A 23,453-nucleotide genomic window follows, 5' to 3' on the forward strand; every position below is an offset into this window, starting at 1 on the left:
CGCCGCTGCTGGCCGGCACGGCCGGCGTCGTGCTGGCCCTGGCCGCGGCGGCGCTGGCGCTGCTGGCGCCGGATGCAGGGTCGGCGCAGTCGAAAGGCGTCTATGTCGCCTACACGCTGGCCTTCGCGGCCGGCGGCGCGGGCGCCATGCTGCTGTTCACCCGCCATGCGGGCCTGGGCGTGGGCCTGATGCTGGCTGCGCTGCCGGCGCTGATGCTGGCCACCTTGCTGGTGGCCTACCACCACAGCGGCGCCACCGCCCTGCCCAGCGCCGCCGTCGTGCTCGTCGCCGTGACCTTGCTGGCGGCACATCGCCTGCTGCCCCGGCCACTGTGGCGGCTCGATCACCGCTCGCTGATGCTGGCCTTCTGCGGCCTGATCGTGCTGGCCACCGTGATTCCCGTCAGCGCCAGCTATTACACGGAAGTGCGCTTCGCCACCGTGTCGCGCGACCTGCAGGTGCGGTTCAAGCACTGGGGCGAGGCGCTGGGAATGATGGACCAGGACCTTTCGACGCAGCTCTTCGGCATGGGGCTGGGACGCTACCCGGTGACCTACCTGTGGCGCAACACGCATGGCGAAACGCCCGGCACCTTCCGCTACGAGCAGGAGGGCGACAACCTGTTCCTGCGCATCGGCGCGGCCCAGTATGCGATCGGCTACGGTGAGGCACTGCGCTTCCTGCAGCATGTCGACGTGGAGCCCGGCGCCACCTATGCCGTGGCGCTGGACCTGCGCCGCAGCGGCGACCAGGTGATTCCCCGCGTGGCCCTGTGCGAACGGTGGCTGCTGTATCCGCGCAGCTGCCAGCACCTGAAGCTGCGCCCGGAAAAAGGCGAGACGGGCTGGCAGCATTACGAGGGCACCGTGACGGCCCGCTTCACGCCGCACTGGCTGGCCGGCCAGGCGCCGGTGCAGCTGCAGGTCGCCAGCGAATCGTCCAGCGGCGCGCTGGACGTGGACAATGTGAGCGTCCGCGAGCTCAGCGGAGGGCGCGGCAGCGGCCGCGAACTGATTGCCAACGGCAGCTTCTCGCGCGCCCACGATTACTGGTTCTTCAGCAGCGACCGCAATCACATGCCGTGGCACGTGAAGAACCTGGCGCTGAACACGGTATTCGAACTGGGGTGGGTGGGCGCGGCTGTCGCGGCCCTGCTGCTGCTGGCCGCCGTGGCGCGGTTGCTGCAAGGCGCGCTGGCGGGGCAGCAGCTGAGCGCCGTGTTCCTTGCCGCGCTGGCCGGTGCCATGATGGTGGGCCTGTTCGATAGCATCACGGACGTGCCGCGCCTGGCGACCTTGCTCCTGCTGCTGGTGCTGGCCGGCGCCCTGGTGCCGGCCCGGGTGCGGCCCGTGCGCCGCGCCGGCGCGCGCCGCGGTCAGCCGGCCGAAGCCTTGATGTCGTGACGTTCCAGTAAATCGTACAGGGTCGGGCGGCTCACGCCCAGCAGCTCGGAGGCCTTGACGATATTGCCGTCCACCTCCGCCAGCGCCGCCGTCACGGCCTGGTACTCGGCCTTGTCGCGCACCTCGCGCAGGTTGAACGGGCGCGGCGACGGCTGCTCGATGCCCAGGTCCAGGTCCTCGCCCAGGATGATGGAACCGCTGGCCATGATGACGGCGCGCTTGATGACGTTTTCCATTTCGCGCACATTGCCGGGCCACGCATGCTGGGCGATCTGGGCCAGCGCATCGGCCGAGAAGGTCAACGTGGGCCGCCCTTCCTGGCGGCAGAAGCGGTTCTTGAAATGCTGGGCCAGCAGCACCGCATCGCCGCTGCGTTCGCGCAGCGGCGGAATGGTCAGCACGATTTCGGACAGGCGGTAATAAAGGTCTTCGCGGAAGCGCCCTGTGCCGGCCAGCGCCTTCAGGTTCTGGTGGGTGGCGCAGATGATGCGCACATCCACCGCGATTTCCTCATGGCCGCCGACCCGCTCGATGACGCGTTCCTGCAGGAAGCGCAGCAGCTTGGCCTGCAGCGGCATCGGCAGGTCGCCCACTTCGTCGAGGAAGAAGGTGCCGCCGTGGGCCAGTTCCACCTTGCCCTTGGTCTGCTTCACGGCGCCCGTGAAGGCGCCCTTTTCGTAGCCGAACAATTCGCTTTCCAGCAGGGTCTCGGGAATGGCGGCGCAGTTGATCGCCATGAAGCGTTCCTTGGCGCGGGGGCTCAGCTGGTGCAGCGCGCGAGCCACCACCTCCTTGCCGGTGCCGCTTTCGCCCAGCACCATCACGGTGGCCGAACTGGGCGCCACCTTTTCCACGTTGCGGCATACCTTCAGCATGGCCGGGTCGCGGCTGATGATGCCCGTCAGCGGCGAATCGGCCTGGCTTTGCTGCAGCCGGCGGTGCTCCTGCTGCAGGCCGTGCAGCACGAAGGCGCGCTGGATCACGAGGTTCAGCAGCTCGGGTTCGCACGGCTTCTGGTGGAAGTCGTAGGCGCCCATGGCGACGGCATTGACGGCATGCGAGCGGTCCTGGTTGCCTGTCAGGACGATGACCTTCGTGTCCGGCGCCAGCGCCAGCATCTGCTGCAAGGTGGCCAGGCCTTCGGTGGCGCCGTCCGGATCGGGCGGCAGGCCCAGGTCCATCGTCACGACGGCCGGCTCGTGGCGGCGCAGCTGGGCCAGCGCGGCTTCGCGGTCGCCGGCCACCACGACGTCATAGGCGTCCAGGCTCCAGCGCAGCTGCTTCTGCAGGCCCGGGTCGTCTTCGATAATCAGCAGTTTCGGTTTGGTTTGCGTCACAACAGTCCTTTGGCTGGTCAGGCGGCTTGCTCGACGGCGTGCACGCGGTAGCGCGGCAGTCTGACGGTGAACGTGGTGCCCTGCAGCGGCGTGCTGCGCACGGCCAGGCGTCCGCCCAGTTCCTGGATATATTCGCGGCTTTCGAAGGCGCCCACGCCCATGCCGGCCGACTTGGTCGAATCGAAGGGCTTGAACAGCCGCTCGCGGATGAATTCCTCACTCATGCCCTGGCCCGTGTCGGCGATATCGATCGTCACCTGGTCGGCGTCGCCGGCGACGCGCACCGTCACGCGACCTTCCTTCGGCGTGGCCTCGATGGCGTTCTGGATCAGGTGGCCCAGCACCCGTTCGAGCCGCTCCGGGTCGGCCAGCACGGGCAGGTCGGGCTGCTGCACTTCCAGCACCGGGCGCGGCTCGAAGGCCGCCTTCAGGGCGATGGCCTGTTTCAGTAACTGGTCGACGGCAAGGGGTCGGGCCCGTCCCTGGGTGGCACCGCGGCTGAGCTTTTGCAGCATCAGCTTCATCTTCTGCACGGAGTAGCTGACGGTGTCCTGCATGTCCCTCTGGAACTCGGGATTGTCGCGGTGCTTTTCCGCGTTGGCCGTCAGCAGCGACAGCTGGGCCACCAGGTTCTTCAGGTCGTGCACGACGAAGGTGGACAGGCGGTTGAAGGAATCGAACTGGCGCGCCAGCATCAGCGCGCTGTCGGCCTCCTGCTGCGCCAGGTAGCTGGCGGCCTGGGTGCCGGCGATCTTCAGCAGGTCCAGCACTTCCCAGTTCAGGTTCATATTGCTGCGGGGGCGCTGCAGCACGACGAAGCCGAACAGGCGCCCGTGCAGCATCAGGGGCACGGCCAGCCAGGCGCGCGGCATCACGGCCAGCCAGGCCGGCAGCGGCGGCGGCGCGGCGGGATCGTCGGCCGGGGCACGGCGCTCGCCCCGCACATTGACTTCGACCACCCACTGCTTCTGCTCCATGAACACGCAGAACGGCGTGCCGGCCGGTTCGATCGCCGTCGCCGGCGGCACTTCCCAGTGAGCGAAGGGTTCGAAGCGGTCGATGTCCTGCGTATCGCGGCGTATCCACAAGGCGCCGCCGGGGCTCTCCACCAGCGCGGCCAGGGCCTGGATGCTGCGCACGCCCAGGCCGGGGCCCTGCTGCGACAGGGTGCGCGTGAAGCTCAGCCACTCGTCGCGGTAGTCGTAGCTGTAGCGGAAGAAGTGCTTGCTGATGAAGACGCGCAGCCAGGCGCGGAAGCTGCCGGAGAACAGCACCGTCACCAGCAGCACGGTGGCGCCGAACAGGAAGGCCAGCTGCATCAGGCTGCCCCATTCGCCGCCGACGAAGCGCAGGTAGTAGGCGGCCGAACTCATGGCCAGCAGGTAGACTGCGGCGCCCACCAGGGTGGCCGAGTGGAACAGGATGCGGCGCGACACGGCGATCTGGTGCGACCACGAGGCATTGCGGGCCAGCGAGACGGCGATCAGCGGCATCGTCAGCGCGTTGACGATGCCGCGCGCGCCCCACAGTTCCACGTTCAGCTCGCGGAACAGCAGCATGTCGCTGTACATGTAGAAGTCGTAGACGAAGATTGCGCCGATGCCCAGGCAGGCGAACTTGATGGCCCACCGTTCCTCGGCCGCCTTGTTGCGGTACAGCTGCTCGACCAGCAGCATGCCCAGCACGGGCAGCGCGACGCGGCCGATGGTGGTCACGTAGAACATCAGCACGGACGGCAACAGGAGGTTCGCCACCGCCGCAGCCAGCAGGGCCGCATAGGCCAGCACCACCCACAGCGCGATGCGGCTGCGGCGCCGCTCGTTGGGCCGGCGGCGCAGGTGGCCCAGCAGTGCCAGCAGCACGGCCGTCCACGCGCCCTGGCGCAGCAGTTCGACGCATTCGGCCAGCAGCAGCGAATGGCCGCCCCGCGCCAGCCAGATCATCGACGCGCTCCACAACACCATCACGGCGCTGGCGGCGGCAATCGCGCCCGCATATGAACGGCGGCGCCAGGCGGTCAGCAGCAACAGGCACAATAATGCAAACGCCAGCGCGGCGCTGGCGTAACTGAAGATGGCGGTACTGACGGGCATCAGCGCTTCCACCGGACGTTGGCTGGCCGCCGGCCGGTCAACGGCCTCCCCTGAATACCACCACCTTGAAGGTGTCGATCAGGACCAGCACATCGAGGAACAGGCTGTTGTTCTTGACGTAGTACAGGTCGTACTGCAGCTTCTGCACCGCGTCCTCGACGGAGTCGCCGTAGCCGTAGCGCACCTGTGCCCAGCCCGTGATGCCCGGCTTGATGCTGTGGCGTACGTTGTAGTACGGCACGCGCTGGGTCAGCTGGTCGACAAAGTATGGCCGCTCCGGGCGCGGGCCGACGAAGCTCATCTCGCCCTTGAGCACATTGACGATCTGCGGCAGCTCGTCGATCCGCAGCTTGCGGATGATATTGCCGACGCGGGTGATGCGCGGGTCGTTCTTCGATGCCCACTGCGGCGTGCCCGACTTCTCGGCATTGGTGAACATGCTGCGGAACTTCATCACGCGGAACACGTGGCCGTCCTTGCCGACGCGCTCCTGGGCGTAGAAGACGGGTGCGCGGTCCTCGATGAAGATGGCCAGGGCGGTAATCAGCATGACGGGCAGGGTCACCACCAGCAGCACCAGGCTGGCGACGACGTCGACGGCGCGCTTCATGAAGGTACGCAGGAAGCTCTGGTCGAAGCCGCCGCCGAACACCAGCCAGCTCGGTTGCACGGAATCGACGCGGATCTGGCAGGTCTCGCGTTCGAAGAAGGTGGCGGCATCCGTCACCTTGATGCCATACAGTTTGCAGTCCAGCAGTTCCTTGATGGGGAAGGTGCCGCCACGGCGGTTCTGCACCGAGACCACCACCTCGCTGACGCGGTTGCGGTGGGCCAGCTGCACCAGCGAGCGGCCGTCCTCCCACGCCAGCAGGCTTTCGGCCGGCACGACGCTTTCCTCGGACGGCACCTGGACATAGCCGGCGACGTGGTATTTGCGGTAGTTGCTGGGCCGCAGGGCCAGTTCGCCGCATTCCTTGGCCAGCGGACCGCAGCCGATGAAGATGATGCGCGATTCGAGGAAACGGGTTTCCGAGGTTTTCAGCAGCATCGCGCGAGAGAGCAGGATGCCGGCGCCGGATATGGCGAACACGAGGACCAGGATGCCGCGTCCGAAATACAAGTCGGGCGCGATGTAGAACACCAAGGTAAGGATGCAGAAGCCCATCACGAAGGACGGCATCAGCTGCAGGAAGAACGGCGTGCGCAGGCCGCCCTTGAAGTTGATCTGGTACATGCCCAGTGCGCTCATGCTGAACACGATGGCGGCGGCGAACACGCAGGCCGACATGAAGAAGTGGTCCAGCTTGGGCAGCACGAAGGCGGCGCCGTCGAAGAAGCGCAGGCCGGCCCCGGCATAGAAGGAGCCGATCAGGATCAGCACCTCCAGGAACAACAGGCTGAACACCACTTTGGAGATGTAGTGATTCGAGATTCTTAGCATTTTTACCCCCCAGGGCACAACGTTTCGGTACCTGTGCACGCCGCGTCCCCACGCGCCGTGCACGGCACTGCATTTATCGAATGCTGGTCAGTTGCTGCACATACCACTGCATTGCCTGCTGCAGTCCCGCGCCGATGCGATGGGTCGGCGCGTACCCCAGCAGTTCCCGCGCCCGGGTGATATCGGCCTGCGAATGGCGCACGTCGCCGGCCCTGAAGTCCTTGTATTGCGGCGCGGCCTGGCGCAGGTGCGGAAAACGCTCCTGCAGCAGTTCGCGCATCATGTCGTACAGCCCATTGAGGCTGGTGCGCTCGCCGGCCGCCACGTTATAGACGCGGTTGACGGCTTCGGGCGAATCGGCCAGCGCGGCCAGCAGGTTGGCCTGGACCACGTTGTCGATGTAGCAGAAATCGCGGCTGGTTTCACCGTCGCCGTTGATGAAGACGGGACGGTCGCCGATCATCGCCGCGACCCACTGCGGAATCACGGCGGCATATGCGCCTTCCGGGTCCTGGCGCTGGCCGAACACGTTGAAGTAACGCAGCCCGATCGACGCCGTGCCGTAGCTGCGCGCGAACACTTCCGCGTACAGCTCGTTGGCATACTTCGTCACCGCGTACGGCGACAGTGGCTTGCCGATCTGGTCTTCCACCTTCGGCAGGCCGGGATGGTCGCCGTAAGTGGAGCTCGATGCGGCGTAGACGAAGCGTTGCACGCCTGCGTCGCGCGCGGCCACCAGCATGTTCAGGAAGCCCGTGATGTTCGTGGCATGCGTGGCCAGCGGGTCTTCGATGGAGCGCGTGACCGAGCCGAGCGCCGCCTCGTGCAGCACGAAGTCGGCGCCCGTGCAGGCTTCGCGGCATGTCGCCACGTCGCGGATATCGCCTTCGATGAAGTGGAAGTTGTCCCAGGCGGCGCCGCTGGCCAGACGCACCTGGTCCAGGTTGTGCCGGTGGCCCGTGGCGAAATTGTCCAGCCCCGTCACGCGCTGGCCCAGCGCCAGCAGCGCCTCGGCCAGGTTGGAACCGATGAATCCCGCCGCACCGGTGACCAGCCAGTGATACTGCCGGCCACGCAGGTGCGCCCGCACTTCTTCAAACTTGCTCACGGCTTTCATGCCTTTCGGTTGTCACGGTGAAGTGACGGAAGGCTGCGCGCCTTCCGCACGGCTACAGGCGCCAGACGGAAAAACCGGCTTCCTGCAGGCCTGCCATATTGAACTGGGACTTGACGTCGATGAAGCAGCCTCCCTGGTTCAACTTGGCCGTCAGGTCCGTCAGCGACAGCGCCAACAGTTCCTTGTGCGACACCGCGGCCACCACCGCGTCGGCCTGGGGCAGCTGGTCCCAGGTCTTGAGCGTGATGCCGTATTCGTGCATCGCCTCGTCCGCCTCGGCGACCGGGTCGTGCACGTGCACGTCCAGGCCGTACGACTGCAGCTCGGCCACCACTTCGGCCACCTTCGAGTTGCGCAGGTCGGGGCAGTTTTCCTTGAACGTCAGGCCCAGCACGTTCACCTTGGCGCCCTTGATGTGGGCGCCCGAGGCGATCATCTGCTTGACCGTTTTTTCGGCCACGAACTTGGCCATGCCGTCGTTGATGCGGCGCCCGGCCAGGATCACCTGCGGGTGGTAGCCGACCATCTCGGCCTTGTGCGTCAGGTAGTAGGGGTCGACGCCGATGCAGTGGCCGCCCACCAGGCCCGGACGGAAGGGCAGGAAGTTCCACTTGGTGCCGGCCGCCTGCAGTACTTCGAGCGTATCGATGCCGATCTTGTCGAAGATGATGGCCAGCTCGTTCATCAGCGCGATATTGAGGTCGCGCTGGGTGTTCTCGATGACTTTCGCCGCCTCGGCCACCTTCACGCTGGAGGCGCGGTAGACGCCGGCCGTGATGATCGATTCGTACAGGCGGGCGATGGCGTCCAAGGTCGGCGCGTCGTCGCCGGAGACGACTTTCAGGATCGTCGTCAGGGTGTGCTGCTTGTCACCCGGGTTGATGCGCTCGGGCGAGAAGCCGATGTGGAAGTCTTCCTTCCACTTCAGGCCGGAATGCTTCTCCAGCAGCGGAATGCAGATTTCCTCGGTGGCGCCGGGATACACGGTCGATTCGTAGACCACGATGGTGCCGCGCTTCATGTGCTTGCCGACGCTGATGGAAGCGCCGATCAGCGGACCGAAATCCGGATTGTGCGCGCTGTCCACGGGCGTGGGTACGGCCACGACGATATAGTCGGCCTGGGCCAGCGCGGCGGCATCGGTGGTAACGGACAGGTGGGCCGCCGCGCGCAGGTCGTCGGAAGACACTTCGCCGGTCGGATCGATAAAGCGCTTGTAGTTCCCGACCTTGGTTTCGGACAGATCGAAACCGATTGTTGGTCGCTTCTTGCCAAACTCTACAGCCAGCGGCAGGCCGACGTAGCCGAGCCCGACCACCGCTATGATCGCGTCATCTTTCATTTTGATTCCCCAGTTCCAACAAAAAGCGACATTGCTTTTTATAGTGAACGTTAGGCCTTCCGTATTTTCAGTCTTCGGCTTGGCTCAAACGAACACGTGTATTTTCTTATGGGACAGCTGGCTACCCTGTAAGCTTCAGGACAACGGTAGAGCGTGCGAATTTTACAACAGTATTGCAAAATTGCTACAATCGATTTTACTACCGAGATAATTCGCTGTCACAATATTTCTCGAAAAACCGAGTCAGACCTGCCCAGTTCGCAACAATGTATGAAGTTATACAAATCTGATTTTTCATTTTCTTTTTAGCAATAGTTTCTAACCAAGAATTCATCGGCGGTTGCGCAAGGAGATTGACGTGTTGACTGTGCTGATGGCCACCCGTAACGGCGCCCGAACGCTGCCGAAGGTATTGACAGGCTATTGCGCGCTGATGGCGCCGCCCGGCGGCTATCGCCTGATCGTCGTCGACAACGGCAGCACCGACGCCACCCGCGCCATCGTCGAGTCGTTCGCGGCCCGGTTGCCGCTCACCTACCTGTTCGAACCCCGCGCCGGCAAGAACGTGGCGCTCAACAGCGCGCTGGGCCTGGCGCTGGCGGTGCCGGAAACGGACCTGCTGGTATTCACCGACGACGATGCCACCCCGGTGCCCCACTGGCTGACGGAACTGGCCCGCGCGGCGGCCGAACAACCCGACTACGCCCTGTTCGGCGGCGCCATCGTGCCGGACTGGGAAGCGCCGCCGGCCGACTGGGTCACGCGTCTGGTGCCGCTGGGCCTGACCTTCGGCATCACGGGGCCGGACCTGCCCGAAGGCCCCATCTTCGCAGGCCTGATCTGGGGCGCCAACATGGCCGTGCGCCGCCGCGTGTTCGATACCGGCTACCGCTTCGACGAAACGGTGGGCCCGAACGGCGGCGCCTATGCGATGGGCAGCGAAACGCAACTGACGCGCATGCTGGCCGACCATGGCGAGAAGTCCTGGTTCTGCCCGGCCGCGCTGGTGGCCCACTTCATCCGCGCCCACCAGCTGACCGAGGCCTCGGTGGTGCAGCGGGCCTGGCGCTTCGGGCGCGGCAAGTTCCGCCAGGACCGGCGCGGCCCCTACCCTTACCTGTTCGGCGTGCCCCGCTGGATGTTTACCCGCTACGCGCTCGAGATGCTGCGCTGGACCCGCGCCACCCTGCGCGGTGACGGCGATGCCCGCTTCCTCAGCCGCTGGGAGATGGCCTACCTGCGCGGCTACGTGCACGAAGCCTGGCGCGGCGGCCCCGGCCCGGCCACGCGGCGCGTGCTGATCACCAGCTTCTCCGGCGCGCTGGGCGGCATGGAGCTGCGCATGGCGCAGGAAGCGCGCATCCTGAACGCAGCCGGCTGCCCGGCCACGCTGGCGCCATCCGACTTCCCCGGCAGCGCCACGTGGCGCCAGGCCCTGCGCCAGGAAGGCCTGGATACGGGCCGCATCAACCTGCCGCCCGTGTTCGAGCAGTGGCGCTGGCACCGGCTGAACCGCTGGCGCGCCAGCCTGACCGGCCCCGCGCAGATGCGCCGTCACGCGCCCGACCTGGTGCACGTGGCCTTCTGCTGGACGACCTACGGCCTGTCGGCCCTGTACGTGGCGCAGCGCTGCGGCCTGCCCACCATTATCAGCGTCCACAATGCCTTCCCGAAGCAGCAGCTGAGTGCCTGGCACCAGCCCGTGGCACGCCAGGCCTTCAGCAGCGTCAAGGGCGTGTATGCCGTTTCCGAATCGGCGCTGCAGCACTTCCTGGCCCTGTACCGCGACCTGATCCCGCAGGAAGCCCGCCTGGCCGTGATCCCGAACTCGGTCGACACGGAACGCTTCCAGCCATCGGCCACGCGCCGTGCGGCGGCACGCGCGGCCTGGGGCGTGCCGGAAGAGGGCCTGGTGCTGGGCTGCGTGGCGCGCCTGGCGGACCAGAAGCAGCCGGCCGCATTGGTGTCGCTGTTCGCGGCCCTGCAGGCGCGGTTCCCGCAGCTGTACCTGGTGCTGGTCGGCACCGGCCCGCTGGAGCCGGACCTGCGCGCCGACGTGCGCCGCCGCGGCCTGGAACACCGGGTCGTCTTCGCCGGCTTCCAGGAGCGGGTCGAGACGCTGATTCCCGGCATGGACCTGCATATCCTGATGAGCCGCAACGAAGGCTTCGGCATCGCCACCATCGAAGCCATGGCCTGCGGCGTGCCGGCGGTGGGCACCAACGTGCCCGGCACGGCCGACGTGCTGGCCGGCGCGCCGGGCGGCCTCTTGATCGCACCTAACGACGAAGCCCAGGCGGTGGCCGACGTGGCCGCGCTATTGCGCGACCCGGCGCGGCGCGCGGCCATGGGCGTGGCGGGCCGCCAGGACGTCATCGAACGCTTCAGCGAAGGGAAAGTAGCCGAACTGGTGCGCGCCTTCTACCGCGGCATCGTCTGAGCGGCGGGCGCCGGCAGCGGCGCCGTGTCGAACACCAGGCGCGGCGCATCGGCCGCGCGCCACGACAGGTGCAGGTAGGGCGCCTGCGTGATGAAGCTTACCTGCACGGGGCCTGCGCAAACGAAGACGGCACCGGCCATGCGCACGGTGCCCAGCCGCGCATGGGCGTTGCGCGACGCGACGTTGAACGACGAGATGCGGCTGCAGGTCCAGCGCACGGCGCGCGCGCGCAGCAGCGTATTGGCCTCGTCCCACAGGCGCAGGTAGGTCGGCCCCAGGCGAAACTCGGGCGCCACGTAGACATCGAAATCCCACACCGAATCGCTCGAGGCCAGCCGGAAATCGGCGCGCACCTCGTCCTCGCGGTAGCCCCGGTGCAGCAGCCACAAAAAGCCGGCCAGCTGCTCGCCCTTCCACGCCTGCAAGGTGAAGGCTCCCTGTTCGAAGCGGTCGGCGACCACATGGGCCGGGCGCGGATAGTCGAGCGGCACGCCACCCTGCTCCGTCACCAGCCGCACGTCGATGGCCTTGCCACGCCCGCGCGCCAGCTCGTTCGCCGCGATGGGCTGGGCCACGAACTCGTATTTGTACAGGCGGATGCCGACCGGACGCAGTGCCAGGCCGAGGAAGTAGAATGCCGCGTCCCACCAGCCCAGCTGCCTGACGTTCTGCCGCAGCTTTTGCGTCAGCGCCGCCAGCATCAGGCGAAGGTGCGCAGCAGCCAGCGCAGGGTCTGCAGGCGGAAGTCGAAGGTCAGCGCCTCGGCCAGGTTGGCGCGCTGTTCCAGCGCCGTGATGCGCGGACGCGAAGCCATGCGCACGAAGAAGCGCGCCAGCATGCTGCGGTAGCGCCGGTTCTCCGCCTTGTCGAACAGGTGGCACTGGCGGAAGTAATTCTCCTTGTGGAAGGCCAGCGTCTCGCGCGTCAGCAGCTCGCTGTCGGTAGTCAATGCGTCGTCGTGATGCCGGTACAGGGCCACCGTGCGGTCCAGGTAGCCGATGCGCGCCGTTTCGGCAAAGCGGTACCACAGCGAGATATCGTCGACGATGCGGTAGCGGATGTCGAAGCGCTTGTCGGCGAAGACGGCGCGGCGACAGACGATGGTCTGCGTGCTCATCCCCGTGTGCACGCCGGCCATGCAGCCCCAGAAATTGCGGCAGGCGTACAGCTTCTCTTCCAGCGGCACCAGGTAGTCGCGTGCCTTGTCGGCGAAGCCCTTCTGCGCCAGGTAGCCGGACTGCTGCGACAGCGCCGTGCCGAAGGGCTGGAAGTCGGCGAACAGGATGTCCAGCTCGGGATGGCGGCGCAGCACGTCGGTGGCCAGCGCCAGCTTGTCCGGCTGCAGGATGTCGTCCTGGTCGCAAAAGGAGATGAACTCGCCCTGGGCCAGCGCCAGCCCGACATTCTTCGGCAGCGCGGGCCCGCCGGAGTTAATCGCCGTCGACACCACACGCAACCGCGCATCGCGCGCCGCATAGCTTTCGGCGATGGCCAGCGAGGCGTCGCGCGAGGAATCGTTGACGACGATCAGTTCGAGATCCGTGCAGGTCTGCGCCAGGATGCTGTCGATGGCGTCCGCCAGATAGGTTGCGCCGTTATACACCGGCATGATGATGGAATGGAGTGGCATGATATGGGGTCCTAGCGGCGCGCCGGTTTCAAGGCCAGGCGATGCGACAGCTGGCGCGAAGCGTTGATCAGTTCAGCTTTCATCTGGTGGTTCAGCAGCACGATGCCGGCCAGCCAGCCCACAAGCGCGGCACCGCCCGCGGCGGCCAGCACGACGGCCGGCGCCGCGCTGGCCAGGCTCGGCACCAGCATCAGCAGGGCCGGCGGCAAGGCCGCGAACAAGGTCACGCCGGCGCTGCGGCCCAGGGCCGCGCACAGTTCGACCAGGCCCAGCCCCGTCAGCATGACGAGGCCCCGGTAGATCAGTATCGAGCGCAGGATAGTCGTGACGGCGATGCTCCAGGCGATGGCCTCCAGCCCGAACGGCGCGGCCACGGCGATGCCGATCACGCGCAGGGGCACGCTGACCGCTTCGAGCCGGGCGCGCAGGCGCACATGGCCCATCGCCACGAACAGGTCGCGTGCGGGGCCGAACAGGGAAAACAGCGCGATGGACAGGCACATGATGCGCACCAGCGGTGCCGAGGCATCCCACTGGTCGCCGTACAGCAGCCGGATCAGCGGGAAGGTCAGCACTGCCAGCACGGCATAGAAGGGCCAGGACAGGCCGGCCATGTAGCCAACCATGCGCAGATAGACCTGCTTCATGTCGCGGCCGTCGCGCGAATGGGCCGCGAACAGGGGCAGGATCACGGGCGTGACGGCTTTCGTGATCAGCATGTTGAAGATGTTCAGCACGGCCTGGGCCTTGCCGAACAGGCCCACCGCTTCCACGTTCAGCACCTTCCCGATGATCATGTCCGGCGCGGCCACGCCCACTTCGTCCAGCACGTTCGAGCCGGTGGCATAGGCGCCGAACGAGAGCAGCCGGCGCACGCCGGCGAAGCCGGGCAGCCAGGGCATCTCGGCGGGGCGGAACAGCAGGCTGACGGCCACCGTCGCCACGCTGCCGGCCACGGCGGCCCAGGCCAGGCTCAGGTAGCCGTAGCCCAGCTTGACGAGGATGACGCACACCGCCAGGTTGGCCAGCGCGTTGGCGACATTGATCCAGTAGATGGCGCCGAAGCGCATGTGCCGGCGCAGCACGGGCAGGGTGATCGAGCCGAATGGAATCAGGAGGCAGTTCAGCGCCAGGATGCGCAGCACCTGGCCCACGCCCGGCTCGCCGTAGAAGGCGGCGATGGGATTGCTGCACAGCGCCAGCAGGCCGGCCATGGTCCACGCGATCGCCAGGGTCAGGGTGTAGGCGGCGCGGATGCGTTCAGCGGTGAGCTCGCGTTCCTGGATCAGGTATTGGCCGATGCCGAAGTCGCGGATCAGCTGCGTGACGCCGACGACGACGGCGCCAATCGAGAAGATGCCCACCTGCGCGGGCGTCAACAGGCGCGCCATGATCATGCTGCTGACGATGCCGATGACGAGCACCGTGTACTTCTCGGCGAAGGAAATCAGCAGGGACAGTTTGGTCGCGTTCACATTTCGCTTTCGTGGCACCGGACGCGAGCGGCACCCCAACGGCACCGGACGAGAATGTTATTGTAGCAACATTCTCGTCCGCATTTTCGAGATTTTACAAGCCTTGACCGGGATCAGGCCGCCCGTGTGACCGATTCCGCCACGGCCGCCGCGGCGGGCCGCTGCAACACGGCGCAGCCCTTCTCGCAATTGCGCGTCGAGACTTGCAGGTCGGCGAACGCGTCGCGCCAGCGCTGCACCGCTTCCTGCTCGTCCGGCCGCGCCGCGTCGTCCAGGAACACGGCGCCGCCCGGTGCCAGCCGTGGCAGCAGCACGGGACCGGCCGGGTAGCGCGCCAGCCGGCCGACGGCCTGTGGCGGCCCGTCGATGACGAGCATGTCGATCTGCGGCAGCGCCGGCAGCACGCTGGCCCGGTACCACGTGTAGGGCACGTTGCCGACGTCGAGCGGCTCGAGCGGCGCATCGAGCACCACCGCCCATTCGGACAGGCCGTGGCGCGCCAGCAGCTCGCGCGTCAGCTGGGCGTAATGGGGATCGTGTTCCAGGCTGTACACCTTGCCGCGCCCGTTCAGTTGCAGGGTGCGGGCCAGCACCACCGTCGACGTGCCGCTGCTGCATTCGACGACGATGCCGGGACGGGCCTCGCGCGCATGGCGCGCCAGTTCGATGAGGAAATCGGGCGACGCGGCCCAGCCCCGCGTGGGCGGCAGGCTCTTGTCCAGCTTCAGTTCTATATACAGCCCGTGCAAGGCTTCGAGCTGGCGGAACTGGCGGTTGCCGCCCTGTTCCAGCGTATCGCGCAGCTCATACAGCATCAGGTGGGCAGCGCGCACCTTGTGCAGTGAGTACGCGGCGATCAGCAGGGTCGCCAGCAACAGGATGGCCAGCAGTGCCAGCCCCAACGCAACAGAAACGGTCATCGCGGTCCTCCCCGGTATCGGGGCAGAATACCACCATGCTTGTTGTAAAGATAACCCCATGTTGCTAAGATGACTCACTTTGACCCTGCCCCCGTGAGCGATCGATGACCCAGGCGCCGCTGCGCATTGCGATGCTGTCCTACCCGATGCTGTACCAGCGTACCGGCGGCCTGCAGGTGCAGATCAACGAGACCATAGCCGCGCTGCGCGAACTGGGCGCGGACGCACGCCTGGCCGCACCGGAACGCGAATCGCTGGCCGACTACGACATCGTCCACGTCTTCGGCGCCATCAACGGCAACCACCGCATCGTCGAAACAGGCCGCAGCCTGGGCTGCGGTGTCGTATTGTCGCCACTGATCCGGCCCTCATGGACCCGCTTCACGGGCCGGCGCGAACGCTGGCTGGACCGCATCGTCAGCCGCCTGACCGGCTGGCACCTGCAAACCAGCTATGCGCAGATCAACGCAGGCCTGCAACTGGCGCACAAGCTCGTCGCGCTGGGCGAGACGGAACGCCAGTCGATCACCGCCGCCTTCGGCATCGCCGAGCGCCGCGTGACCGTCATCGAGAACGGCGTCACGCAGCGCTTCTTCGACGCCACCCCGGAAGCCTTCCGCACCCGCTTCGGCATCGAGGGCCCGTTCGTGCTGAACGTGGCGGCCGTCAATCCGCACAAGAACCAGCTGGCCCTGGCGCGCGCCCTGCAAGGCAGCGGCACGCCGCTGGTGCTGATCGGCGAATGCCTCAGCGAGCACCGCGACTACCTGGCCGAAGTCAGCGCCGCGGCGGACGTGCGCTACCTGGGCCGCCTGCCCTACGACGATCCGGCCCTGCCCTCGGCCTATGCCGCCGCCACCGTGTTCGCGCTGCCCAGCGAAAGCGAGGTGATGCCCCTGTCCGTGATGGAAGCGCTGGCGGCCGGCACCCCGGCCGTGATGACGGATGCCCATTCGATGGCCCTGCCCGATGCCGCCGCCGTCGTCCAGGAACACGCCCCACATGACGTGGCGCGCCTGCGCCGCTTGCTGACGGCCGCGCTGGCGCAACCGGCACCGCCGGCACGATGCCGCCAGGCCGTGGCGCACCTGCGCTGGAGCGTCGTGGCCGAGCAGTTGATGGCCGTGTATCACGAGGTGCTGGCCGAATCGGGCGCTGGCCGCAACCGCCCGGTTGTCCTGCCCCGGCGCGGCGCCGCCTGAATCCGGGCCGCCACCGCGGCCTTTTTTCCATCCTTCGTTACCCTACATGACACCACTCCTGATCGTGCTCGCCGCCCTGCTGGCCCTGGCCGTCGTTTCACTGTGGCTGCCGCCGCTGCCCGCCATCGCATCGCCCCGCCGCATCCCCGCGTGGGCCGTTGGCCTGGGCGCCGCGCTGGCCGTTGCCGTCGCCGCTCGCGCCGTCACCGCGACCGGCCTCGCCGTCGTGCTGCTGCTGGTCGCCTTGTGCGCGGCATACCAACGCAGCGCCTCGGTATGGCTGCGCGTGCTGCTGTTCGCCGCCATCTTCATCGTCGCGCTGGCGATGGCGCTGCACAAGGCGCCCGGCTTCCACAATCCGCTGCTGGTGACGGACATCCGCACCAGCGCGCTGGCAGCGCCGGTCACGCAATACCTCAATATCGACAAGGCCACCGCCGGCATCATCCTGCTGGCCTTCTTCGGCGCGCCCGCGCGCACTCGCGCCGAATGGTGCGCCGCACTGCGGATGTGGCCCGTGATGGTGGTTACGCCCGTTGCCGTTCTCGGCTGCGCCCTGCTGGCCGGCGTGGTGGTGTGGGACCTGAAGCTGCCGGCGCACACGCCGCTGTTCCTGCTGTCGAACCTTCTGGTGACGTGCATGGCCGAGGAAGCATTCTTCCGGGGCTTCATCCAGGGCCGCCTGCTCGAAGGCCTGCGGGGCAAGCGCCATGGCGTGGTACTGGCGATCGGCGTGACGTCGGTCCTGTTCGGCATCGCCCACCTGGGCGGCGGCGTGCCGATGATCGTGCTGGCCACGATGGCCGGCGTCGGCTACGGCATCGCGGCGTGGCGCAGCGGGCGCATCGAAGCGGCCATCCTGACCCACTTCACCGTCAACGCGCTGCGCTTCGTGCTGGTGACGGGGCCCGTACTGGTGCGCACGACGGCCTGACATACGGACCAGATACAACAGACGTGACGAAGCACGCCGGCCCTTGCGGGGCGGCGTGAATACTGCCGTGCCGTCGTGATCCCGAGCTTACTGGATCACTTTCCTCCCATGCACCGGGAAGCCCAGCAGGGACCATGGTGCCGAGGCAGCAGCAACAAGACGCCGGCGCAGCGCGCGGCGCAGCAGGGCACGCGAGCTTTCACGCGCAGGCTTGACCGGGGTATAGCGATAGTCCAGTTGAGTAGGCTGGTCCATCGTGAGATCCGGTACATCCCTGCTCGTGTGCCGCTGTTCCTGCCAGTAACTCACTTCAAACTCCAACGTTCCAACATTCAGGCGAACAGGTTCCTTCCGCCCTTTTTTGCGGTTTGAAAACATAGTAGTACTCCCAAAAAACTTCTTTTTTTATATACGACTCATGATAACGGACACACGGGTGAAACAATTACAAACACGGCCCTTGTTACAGAATTAATTTTTGGAAAGGCTACCAGGCCTGACCGTGTGCCTGGGACGCCACATCGGGTACAGGAAGCAGGAGGGGCAACTGGCGGGGGTGGAACGCGGGTTCGTTGCTGGCCGGATCATGCTGCGTGCGTGCAGTAGGATGATACGGATAAAGATTTCACCAAATGTCATGATTTGGTAGAAGGTTTGTCGGCCTCCCCCGCGTTGGGGGAGGCCGTATCCCGGGCACGCCGGGCGCGGCATTGAGGAATGACGGGCAGCAGTATGTCCGCCCGCCAGGCTCGTCAGGCCTTGCTGCGCTCGCGGCGTCGGACGAGGCCGACCGCAAGCAGACCGGCGCCCAGCATCGCCATCGTCGAAGGTTCCGGCACCGGCGTCGCTACGGGGTAAATCCAGAACTTGGTCTGGTCAGTCCACACAAGGGTAGTGGTGAATGATTCGCCGCTGCCGTTGGCGCCTTGATGGGCCGACCGCACGCCGGCGATCACAGATGAGTAGCTGTAGTTGAAATCGTCCGCATAATACGACGAGGATTCGAAGTTGAGCTTTCCGCTGTGCGTGCCGTAGCTGAAGCTCAAAAGGGAGCACGAATTAATACGGCAGCCGTCGGGGTTATCGACATACTCCAGGGTGTCGAGCGTAAAACTTGTCACTTCGTTATGCTCAAGGATACCGTCCAGGTCAGCATCCACCCCATCGAAACTACCCTGGATCTGTAAGGTAGGATCGAAGATGCCGGTTTCCTGATGTTCAAACCCCGTGTACATAAAATCCCAGTGCGTTTGCGCCGACACGCCGGCCGCGCTGACGGCCAGAAAAACGGCGCAAGCAAGTTGTTTCAACATGTGTGACTCCCCTTATAATTTGCACTAACAGATAAACGTGATTGTTTACCGATAGTTAGAGTAGCACGACCTTGGCGCATTTTTTCATACCCCGTGCTTAACAAAAGAATATCCTGTCTTTTGCCCCATTTAAAATAATAGCAATGCAAGCTGGCACCGGCCGCAACACATTCTTCGTGCTAACAGGTGACAGATCGCGGGAAAACATCGCCTTCATAGACAGCGTGCGCGACCTTGGTCCTGCACATTGTTTTCGGCGCGCCACACGACGTTTGACCCAGGACATGACCGGCCGCTGCCATGCCACCGGCGACAGAGCTTTCCCTATACTCCGATCAACATCACTCGGAGAACGATCATGTTACGTCGCGCCAACCTGCTGCCAGCCGCCGCGCTGATCTGCCTGTTCACCCATGCCCATGCCGCGCCCGTCACGCCGCCGAAAATCCCCCAGATGAACAGCGAGTACGTCGACGAATCGAAGCTCGTGGCACTGAAACAGCCACCCGCGCTGGCGGCGGAACTGGACGCACTGGGCAAGGGCTCGATCAAGGAACGAGTGGCGCGTCTCAAGAAAAAGGTCATCGCCGACCTGATCTTTGTCGAGGGCGGCACGTTCATGATGGGCGACTTCGGCGTGCTCTGGTCGCCGGAGAAGCTGCCTTACAGCTTCGACGTCACGAGCAGGCCGGTGCACGAAGTGACGCTGTCGAGCTTCTCGATTTCGAAATACAAGACGACGTATGCCGAGTTTGATGTTTATACGGATGCGACGGGGACGGAGCGGGCGGCTACCGATGATTTCGGGCTCGAGCAACGCTATCCCCAGGCGCCAGTTGGTGTCAGATGGCAACGTGCCAAGGATTATTGCCAGTGGTTAGGCAAAATCACAAGCTTGCCTTTTGATCTGCCCACCGAAGCGCAATGGGAATATGCAGCGCGCAGCCGTGGTCAGTTCTTTGTCTGGGCAACCGACAACGGGAGCATTGAATTCGGGAGAAACATTCCTGCAGCCGATCAAAAGAAATTACTTACCCCATCCAATCGACATCATTATTATCCGGTAGGCCTATTCCCGCCAAATCCCTTGGGATTATACGACGCCTCCCACAATGGTGAGGAATGGACGAACGACTGGTTTGACAAGGATTACTATGAACACTCACCGAAAGCAGATCCTAAAGGCCCCCCCGAAGGATTGCACAAAGCAGTACGGGGATGGCCAAACGGTGACTCTATCGTTCCAAACACCATGTTCCGCCGTGCTCGGCCATTAATCGAGTATCCCAGGGACCTCGGAGACTTTGGTATGGTTGAGCCGAGCTACTTTTCATTCAAGGTGCGATGTGCTGTCAAACAACCGATGTCGATTCAGTAGTCACGCATATGCAATACCCATCAGAAGCCGACCTGTAATGACTCATTACCCGTTTCGAAAGGAATGAAAATGTCACCTCTTCCGAAGCTGCAGCTAGCCGCCATATTGTGCTGCCTGTTCAAGTCTGGGGGTGCCACGCCAGTCAACCCGCCAAAGGTTCCGCAAATGAGCAAGCAGTACATCGACGAATCGAAACTGGTTGCGCTTAAGCAGCCCGCTGCCCTAGCAACAGAGCTCGAAGCGCTGGGCAAGGGCCCAATTGAGGAAAGAGTTGAAAGACTCAGGAAGAAGGTTGTAGCGGACCTGGTCTTTGTTAAAGGCGGCACCTTCATGATGGGCGATTTCGGTCCTCTTTGGTCGCCAGAGAAATTGCCGTACAGCGTGGATCCAACCAGCAAACCAGTGCACGAAGTTAAGCTGTCGAGTTTTTCGATTGCGAAGTACAAAACGACTTATGCTGAGTTCGATGTGTACACCGATGCCACTGGGACGGAACGGGCGGCTACCGATCCGTATGGGATGGAACAGCGCTATCCGGCAGCACCAGCTGGAGTTCAATGGCAACGTGCTAAAGACTACTGCCAATGGCTGGAAAAAATCACGAAACTACCTTTTGATTTGCCCACCGAAGCACAATGGGAATATGCGGCGCGTAGCCGCGGTAAATTCTTCGTATGGGCGACAGACAACGGAAATATCGATTACGGTCGAAATGTTCCGGCAGCTGGTCATATTTCCTTTCTTACTCCATTCACCGGCCTCCGTCATTATCCAGTTGGGCTTTTTCCCCCCAACCCATTGGGGCTCCACGACATGGCACATGATGGCGAAGAATGGGTGAATGACTGGTTTGACAAGGATTATTATACATATTCGCCGAAAATAGACCCCAAAGGTCCGGTTGAAGGAGTAAGGAAGGTTGCGCGGGGATGGCCGGTAGGCGACTCCATCCTTCCGAATACGATGTACAGGCGCTCGAGGCCACTCGTCGCGCTGCCCGAAGAAATGAAAGACTTTGGTACGGCTCCCCCAAATTATCAGTCCCAAGGGCTGCGTTGCACAGTCCAGCAATCTACCCCGGCACGATAATTCTTCTGCTCAGATTTTATGCATAAAATGCACCTTCGCCGGCAGATGCGAATAGTGGGTGATCGAAATCCTTATTGCGTTCCATGGCATATTGAAGGGAATTGCTCGGCACGATATGGAAACCTCGCGTAGGCCCATCCTTAAGTGATGCCGACAGTTTTTCGTACCATACGTCGAAATCCTCACCATGCTGTGTATTAACTCCTGGCAAATCAATATTACCGGGCAGCTCTTGATTCAAAAAGCGCTTAAGTCGGGCAAGGTTGGCAAGATAGCTTCCTTTTGCACCATCGGCAGAAATATGCTGAATAGTGTTCTCGCATTCCGTCCTGGTGTGCGACCACTGCATAAGAATTTTCTTGATTGCCGATTTTTGTTCGATCAAATAGCTGTTACCGATGCCAAAACCACTCTGCATCCAGTCGACATTATTGTTACTGCATAAGTCATGAATGAGCATTCCTTTGGTTTCCGGTGGCGCATAGCGTAGCGCTTCGGGATCGGCAAGAATGCGTTGAGCAAGTTGATGGCGAGCTTTCGCATCGCTGAATTTGCTTTTAACTTGGCGGATTTTTAAAGCCAACTCTGACTCCACCATGCCAAAGTTATTAAGTATATTGTTTCCCTGTACAATTGCCAGAAAATACAGGTACTTCATCGCGGTAAACGCCGACTCTTCTAAAAAATCAAGTCGCTTGAAATTTGCGTTATAAAGCTGGTAGAAAAACCACTTGACAAAACTGACAAGCAGTTTGGCACTCACCTCAAAGGACAACTTGCCTTCCGCACCCAGGCCAATACAGAGCGCAGCATCCGCATGTACCCGGAAAATTCCATCGGCATATTGCACTAACAGCTTGGCTGTGCCCCCAATACCTGCCATGGCGCCCAATGCTGGCGCAATGACAGCAAATGCCTCGAATTCCTTTTTCTGGTTTTCGGGATTGCGCCACTCGATGGCTCCCTTGATTTCAGCGTCGGCTTTGAGGCCGGCAAACGCGTCGAGTGTGCCTTCGACACCGGCGACACGCATTTTCTTTTCTGGTCCCATGTCCTCGACTACTGAAACCTTCTTGGCGCGGCGCCGGCGGCGCTTACGGGTCTTCTTGCCGACGATGACAGGCGTCTGGCCAATCCTGTTTTCCACACCCAGGCTTATTTCCGCCGCGACGCTCGCGCCAACAGCACCCTTGAGTTCGAGCGTGGCGGTAAGGCGAACGGCCCCCAGGTCAATATCCTTGGCGGCGACACCTATGTCGGCCAGGGGCGCAGGCAGAGTCCACATCCAGCCTTCCTTGGCTGGGAAATGAACCGTGGCCGTCGCTTTTGCTTCGGCAATTGCAAGCTCCGCATGGCCCTCCGCGCGGAATGCCACGTCAGCCTTGGTAGGCTCGAAGGTCAAATTCAAGCTACCGCCATACAGGTAACGCATGAACTGCGCACCGGCGTCGAGCTCAACGTCACCAGTGACGGGCCCGGCAGTGATTTTTACCTTGCCGCTGGCGGTGTTGCTCGTATCGGCGTTCCACGCGGTGGCCCAACTGCCGATGGAGCCTTCGACGTCGACATCGAGTTTGACGAAGTCCTTTAGCTGGAAATTCGCTTTCCCCATGGTTTGTTTGACGTATCTCAGCGCTTTCATGCCATTGATGCTGCATTTACCGCTCGCGTCTTTTTGTACGACGTCGGCCCATTTCAGGTTGTCGGGGTCCTTGAATTTTGGCCAGTTTGATTTGAGTTTCTCCGAGTCGACATAAACGAGGCTACCTTTGCGGGGCCGTATCCAGTCCTTCGAAGGCACGCTCTTGGTGCCTGTCCCCCATGAGGCCTTAATCTCCTTCGTGTACTTCCCTTCTTTCATTTCGCCTGCTTTGTTTTCCATCTTGCCCGACCCAATGGATGGCAGCGGAATCAATTCCACCAGCTGCTTCCCGCCAGAGCCGATCTTGGCAAGCGACTTGATCTTGAGCTGGCAGGTATCGATCACCTCTTCCTGCCAGTCGGCGGCAATTTCCCAATTTCGCTGTGCCGTGTTGTGCGCGCCCGGCGTCATTCGATCCGGCTGCAGTGCCTGCTTCACCATTTCGTCGTCGAAGAACTGGACTTGGGCATTGGCAGCGTGCAGCGTAGCGATCAGCATGTTCCACTCGCCAATTTCCTTATTGATAACGTTGACTTCCTGAGCTGGCACCGCAATGATTTCACCCGTTTCTGGGCGGAACAAAAACATCGGCCCATATTCAGCCTGCGCCTGGACTTTCGAACCCCGGGTGGGATTGGTGACGCCCTCCTTGATTGGTTGCGGACGCTGGGCGGCGGTATCGTCTGGCATGGAAACT

18 protein-coding genes are annotated in these 23,453 nt (G+C 63.7%); 6 read left to right on the forward strand and 12 right to left on the reverse strand.

Going from position 1 to position 23,453, the window contains the following annotated elements:
• The coding region (locus tag GM672_RS28405) for a hypothetical protein (protein WP_170300152.1) at nt 1-1,403 on the forward strand (1,403 nt) is incomplete at its 5' end.
• Here GM672_RS28405 and prsR read toward each other — a convergent pair.
• From prsR to GM672_RS19600, 5 genes are all read right to left on the reverse strand, one after another.
• Nucleotides 1,376-2,740 carry a PEP-CTERM-box response regulator transcription factor gene (prsR, locus tag GM672_RS19580; RefSeq protein ID WP_170300153.1) on the reverse strand — a complete coding sequence of 455 codons (1,365 nt, stop codon included), beginning with the start codon at nt 2,738-2,740 and terminating at the stop codon, nt 1,376-1,378. The genes GM672_RS28405 and prsR overlap by 28 nt on opposite strands.
• 17 nt (nt 2,741-2,757) lie before the next feature.
• The gene (gene prsK / locus GM672_RS19585) at nt 2,758-4,833 is read right to left on the reverse strand and encodes an XrtA/PEP-CTERM system histidine kinase PrsK (RefSeq protein WP_155472219.1); all 2,076 of its coding nucleotides are present in this window, start codon (nt 4,831-4,833) and stop codon (nt 2,758-2,760) included.
• A 37-nt stretch (nt 4,834-4,870) separates the two neighbouring features.
• Nucleotides 4,871-6,274, reverse strand: coding sequence for a TIGR03013 family XrtA/PEP-CTERM system glycosyltransferase (locus GM672_RS19590; protein WP_155472220.1), 1,404 nt, complete (start codon nt 6,272-6,274; stop codon nt 4,871-4,873).
• Nucleotides 6,275-6,347: 73 nt separating this feature from the next.
• Nucleotides 6,348-7,391: an SDR family oxidoreductase gene (locus tag GM672_RS19595; protein ID WP_155472221.1), complete on the reverse strand. Its 1,044-nt coding sequence runs from the start codon at nt 7,389-7,391 to the stop codon at nt 6,348-6,350.
• A gap of 52 nt (nt 7,392-7,443) precedes the next feature.
• On the reverse strand, nt 7,444-8,733 hold the full coding sequence (locus GM672_RS19600) for a nucleotide sugar dehydrogenase (RefSeq protein ID WP_155472222.1): 1,290 nt from the start codon (nt 8,731-8,733) through the stop codon (nt 7,444-7,446).
• Nucleotides 8,734-9,091: 358 nt separating this feature from the next.
• Between GM672_RS19600 and GM672_RS19605 the strand changes: the two genes are divergently transcribed.
• On the forward strand, nt 9,092-11,173 hold the full coding sequence (locus GM672_RS19605) for a glycosyltransferase (protein WP_229427762.1): 2,082 nt from the start codon (nt 9,092-9,094) through the stop codon (nt 11,171-11,173).
• Here the strand turns inward: GM672_RS19605 and GM672_RS19610 are convergent.
• The 4 genes from GM672_RS19610 to GM672_RS19625 form a co-directional block, all read right to left on the reverse strand.
• Nucleotides 11,155-11,874 (reverse strand): hypothetical protein, encoded by a 720-nt coding sequence (locus tag GM672_RS19610; RefSeq protein ID WP_229417831.1) that lies wholly within the window; start codon nt 11,872-11,874, stop codon nt 11,155-11,157. The genes GM672_RS19605 and GM672_RS19610 overlap by 19 nt on opposite strands.
• The gene (locus GM672_RS19615) at nt 11,874-12,803 is read right to left on the reverse strand and encodes a glycosyltransferase family 2 protein (RefSeq protein ID WP_155472223.1); all 930 of its coding nucleotides are present in this window, start codon (nt 12,801-12,803) and stop codon (nt 11,874-11,876) included. Before GM672_RS19615 ends, GM672_RS19610 begins: the two co-directional genes overlap by 1 nt.
• An 11-nt stretch (nt 12,804-12,814) precedes the next feature.
• Nucleotides 12,815-14,278 (reverse strand): lipopolysaccharide biosynthesis protein, encoded by a 1,464-nt coding sequence (locus GM672_RS19620; protein ID WP_155472224.1) that lies wholly within the window; start codon nt 14,276-14,278, stop codon nt 12,815-12,817.
• A gap of 113 nt (nt 14,279-14,391) precedes the next feature.
• Nucleotides 14,392-15,198 (reverse strand): class I SAM-dependent methyltransferase, encoded by an 807-nt coding sequence (locus GM672_RS19625; RefSeq protein ID WP_155472225.1) that lies wholly within the window; start codon nt 15,196-15,198, stop codon nt 14,392-14,394.
• A 104-nt stretch (nt 15,199-15,302) separates the two neighbouring features.
• Between GM672_RS19625 and GM672_RS19630 the strand changes: the two genes are divergently transcribed.
• Both GM672_RS19630 and GM672_RS19635 read left to right on the forward strand, forming a co-directional pair.
• A complete protein-coding gene (locus GM672_RS19630) occupies nt 15,303-16,400 on the forward strand; it encodes a glycosyltransferase family 4 protein (RefSeq protein ID WP_211517395.1) in 1,098 nt (365 codons plus the stop codon).
• A 46-nt stretch (nt 16,401-16,446) separates the two neighbouring features.
• Nucleotides 16,447-17,334 carry a CPBP family intramembrane glutamic endopeptidase gene (locus GM672_RS19635; RefSeq protein ID WP_155472226.1) on the forward strand — a complete coding sequence of 296 codons (888 nt, stop codon included), beginning with the start codon at nt 16,447-16,449 and terminating at the stop codon, nt 17,332-17,334.
• Nucleotides 17,335-17,421: 87 nt separating this feature from the next.
• On the opposite strand, the gene GM672_RS19640 is transcribed toward GM672_RS19635, so the two are convergent.
• Both GM672_RS19640 and GM672_RS19645 read right to left on the reverse strand, forming a co-directional pair.
• Nucleotides 17,422-17,712, reverse strand: coding sequence for a hypothetical protein (locus tag GM672_RS19640; protein ID WP_155472227.1), 291 nt, complete (start codon nt 17,710-17,712; stop codon nt 17,422-17,424).
• 374 nt (nt 17,713-18,086) lie between these two features.
• Nucleotides 18,087-18,647: a PEP-CTERM sorting domain-containing protein gene (locus GM672_RS19645; protein WP_155472228.1), complete on the reverse strand. Its 561-nt coding sequence runs from the start codon at nt 18,645-18,647 to the stop codon at nt 18,087-18,089.
• A gap of 358 nt (nt 18,648-19,005) precedes the next feature.
• On the opposite strand from GM672_RS19645, the gene GM672_RS19650 reads away from it, so the two are divergent.
• The gene (locus GM672_RS19650) at nt 19,006-20,025 is read left to right on the forward strand and encodes a formylglycine-generating enzyme family protein (RefSeq protein WP_155472229.1); all 1,020 of its coding nucleotides are present in this window, start codon (nt 19,006-19,008) and stop codon (nt 20,023-20,025) included.
• 165 nt (nt 20,026-20,190) lie between these two features.
• The gene (locus tag GM672_RS19655; protein WP_170300154.1) at nt 20,191-21,114 is read left to right on the forward strand and encodes a formylglycine-generating enzyme family protein; all 924 of its coding nucleotides are present in this window, start codon (nt 20,191-20,193) and stop codon (nt 21,112-21,114) included.
• Between the two features lie 16 nt (nt 21,115-21,130).
• On the opposite strand, the gene GM672_RS19660 is transcribed toward GM672_RS19655, so the two are convergent.
• On the reverse strand, nt 21,131-23,446 hold the full coding sequence (locus GM672_RS19660; RefSeq protein WP_155472231.1) for a hypothetical protein: 2,316 nt from the start codon (nt 23,444-23,446) through the stop codon (nt 21,131-21,133).
• Nucleotides 23,447-23,453 lie beyond the last annotated feature (7 nt).

Origin of the sequence: Pseudoduganella buxea (assembly GCF_009720835.1) — a bacterium.
Lineage (GTDB): Bacteria > Pseudomonadota > Gammaproteobacteria > Burkholderiales > Burkholderiaceae_D > Rugamonas > Rugamonas buxea.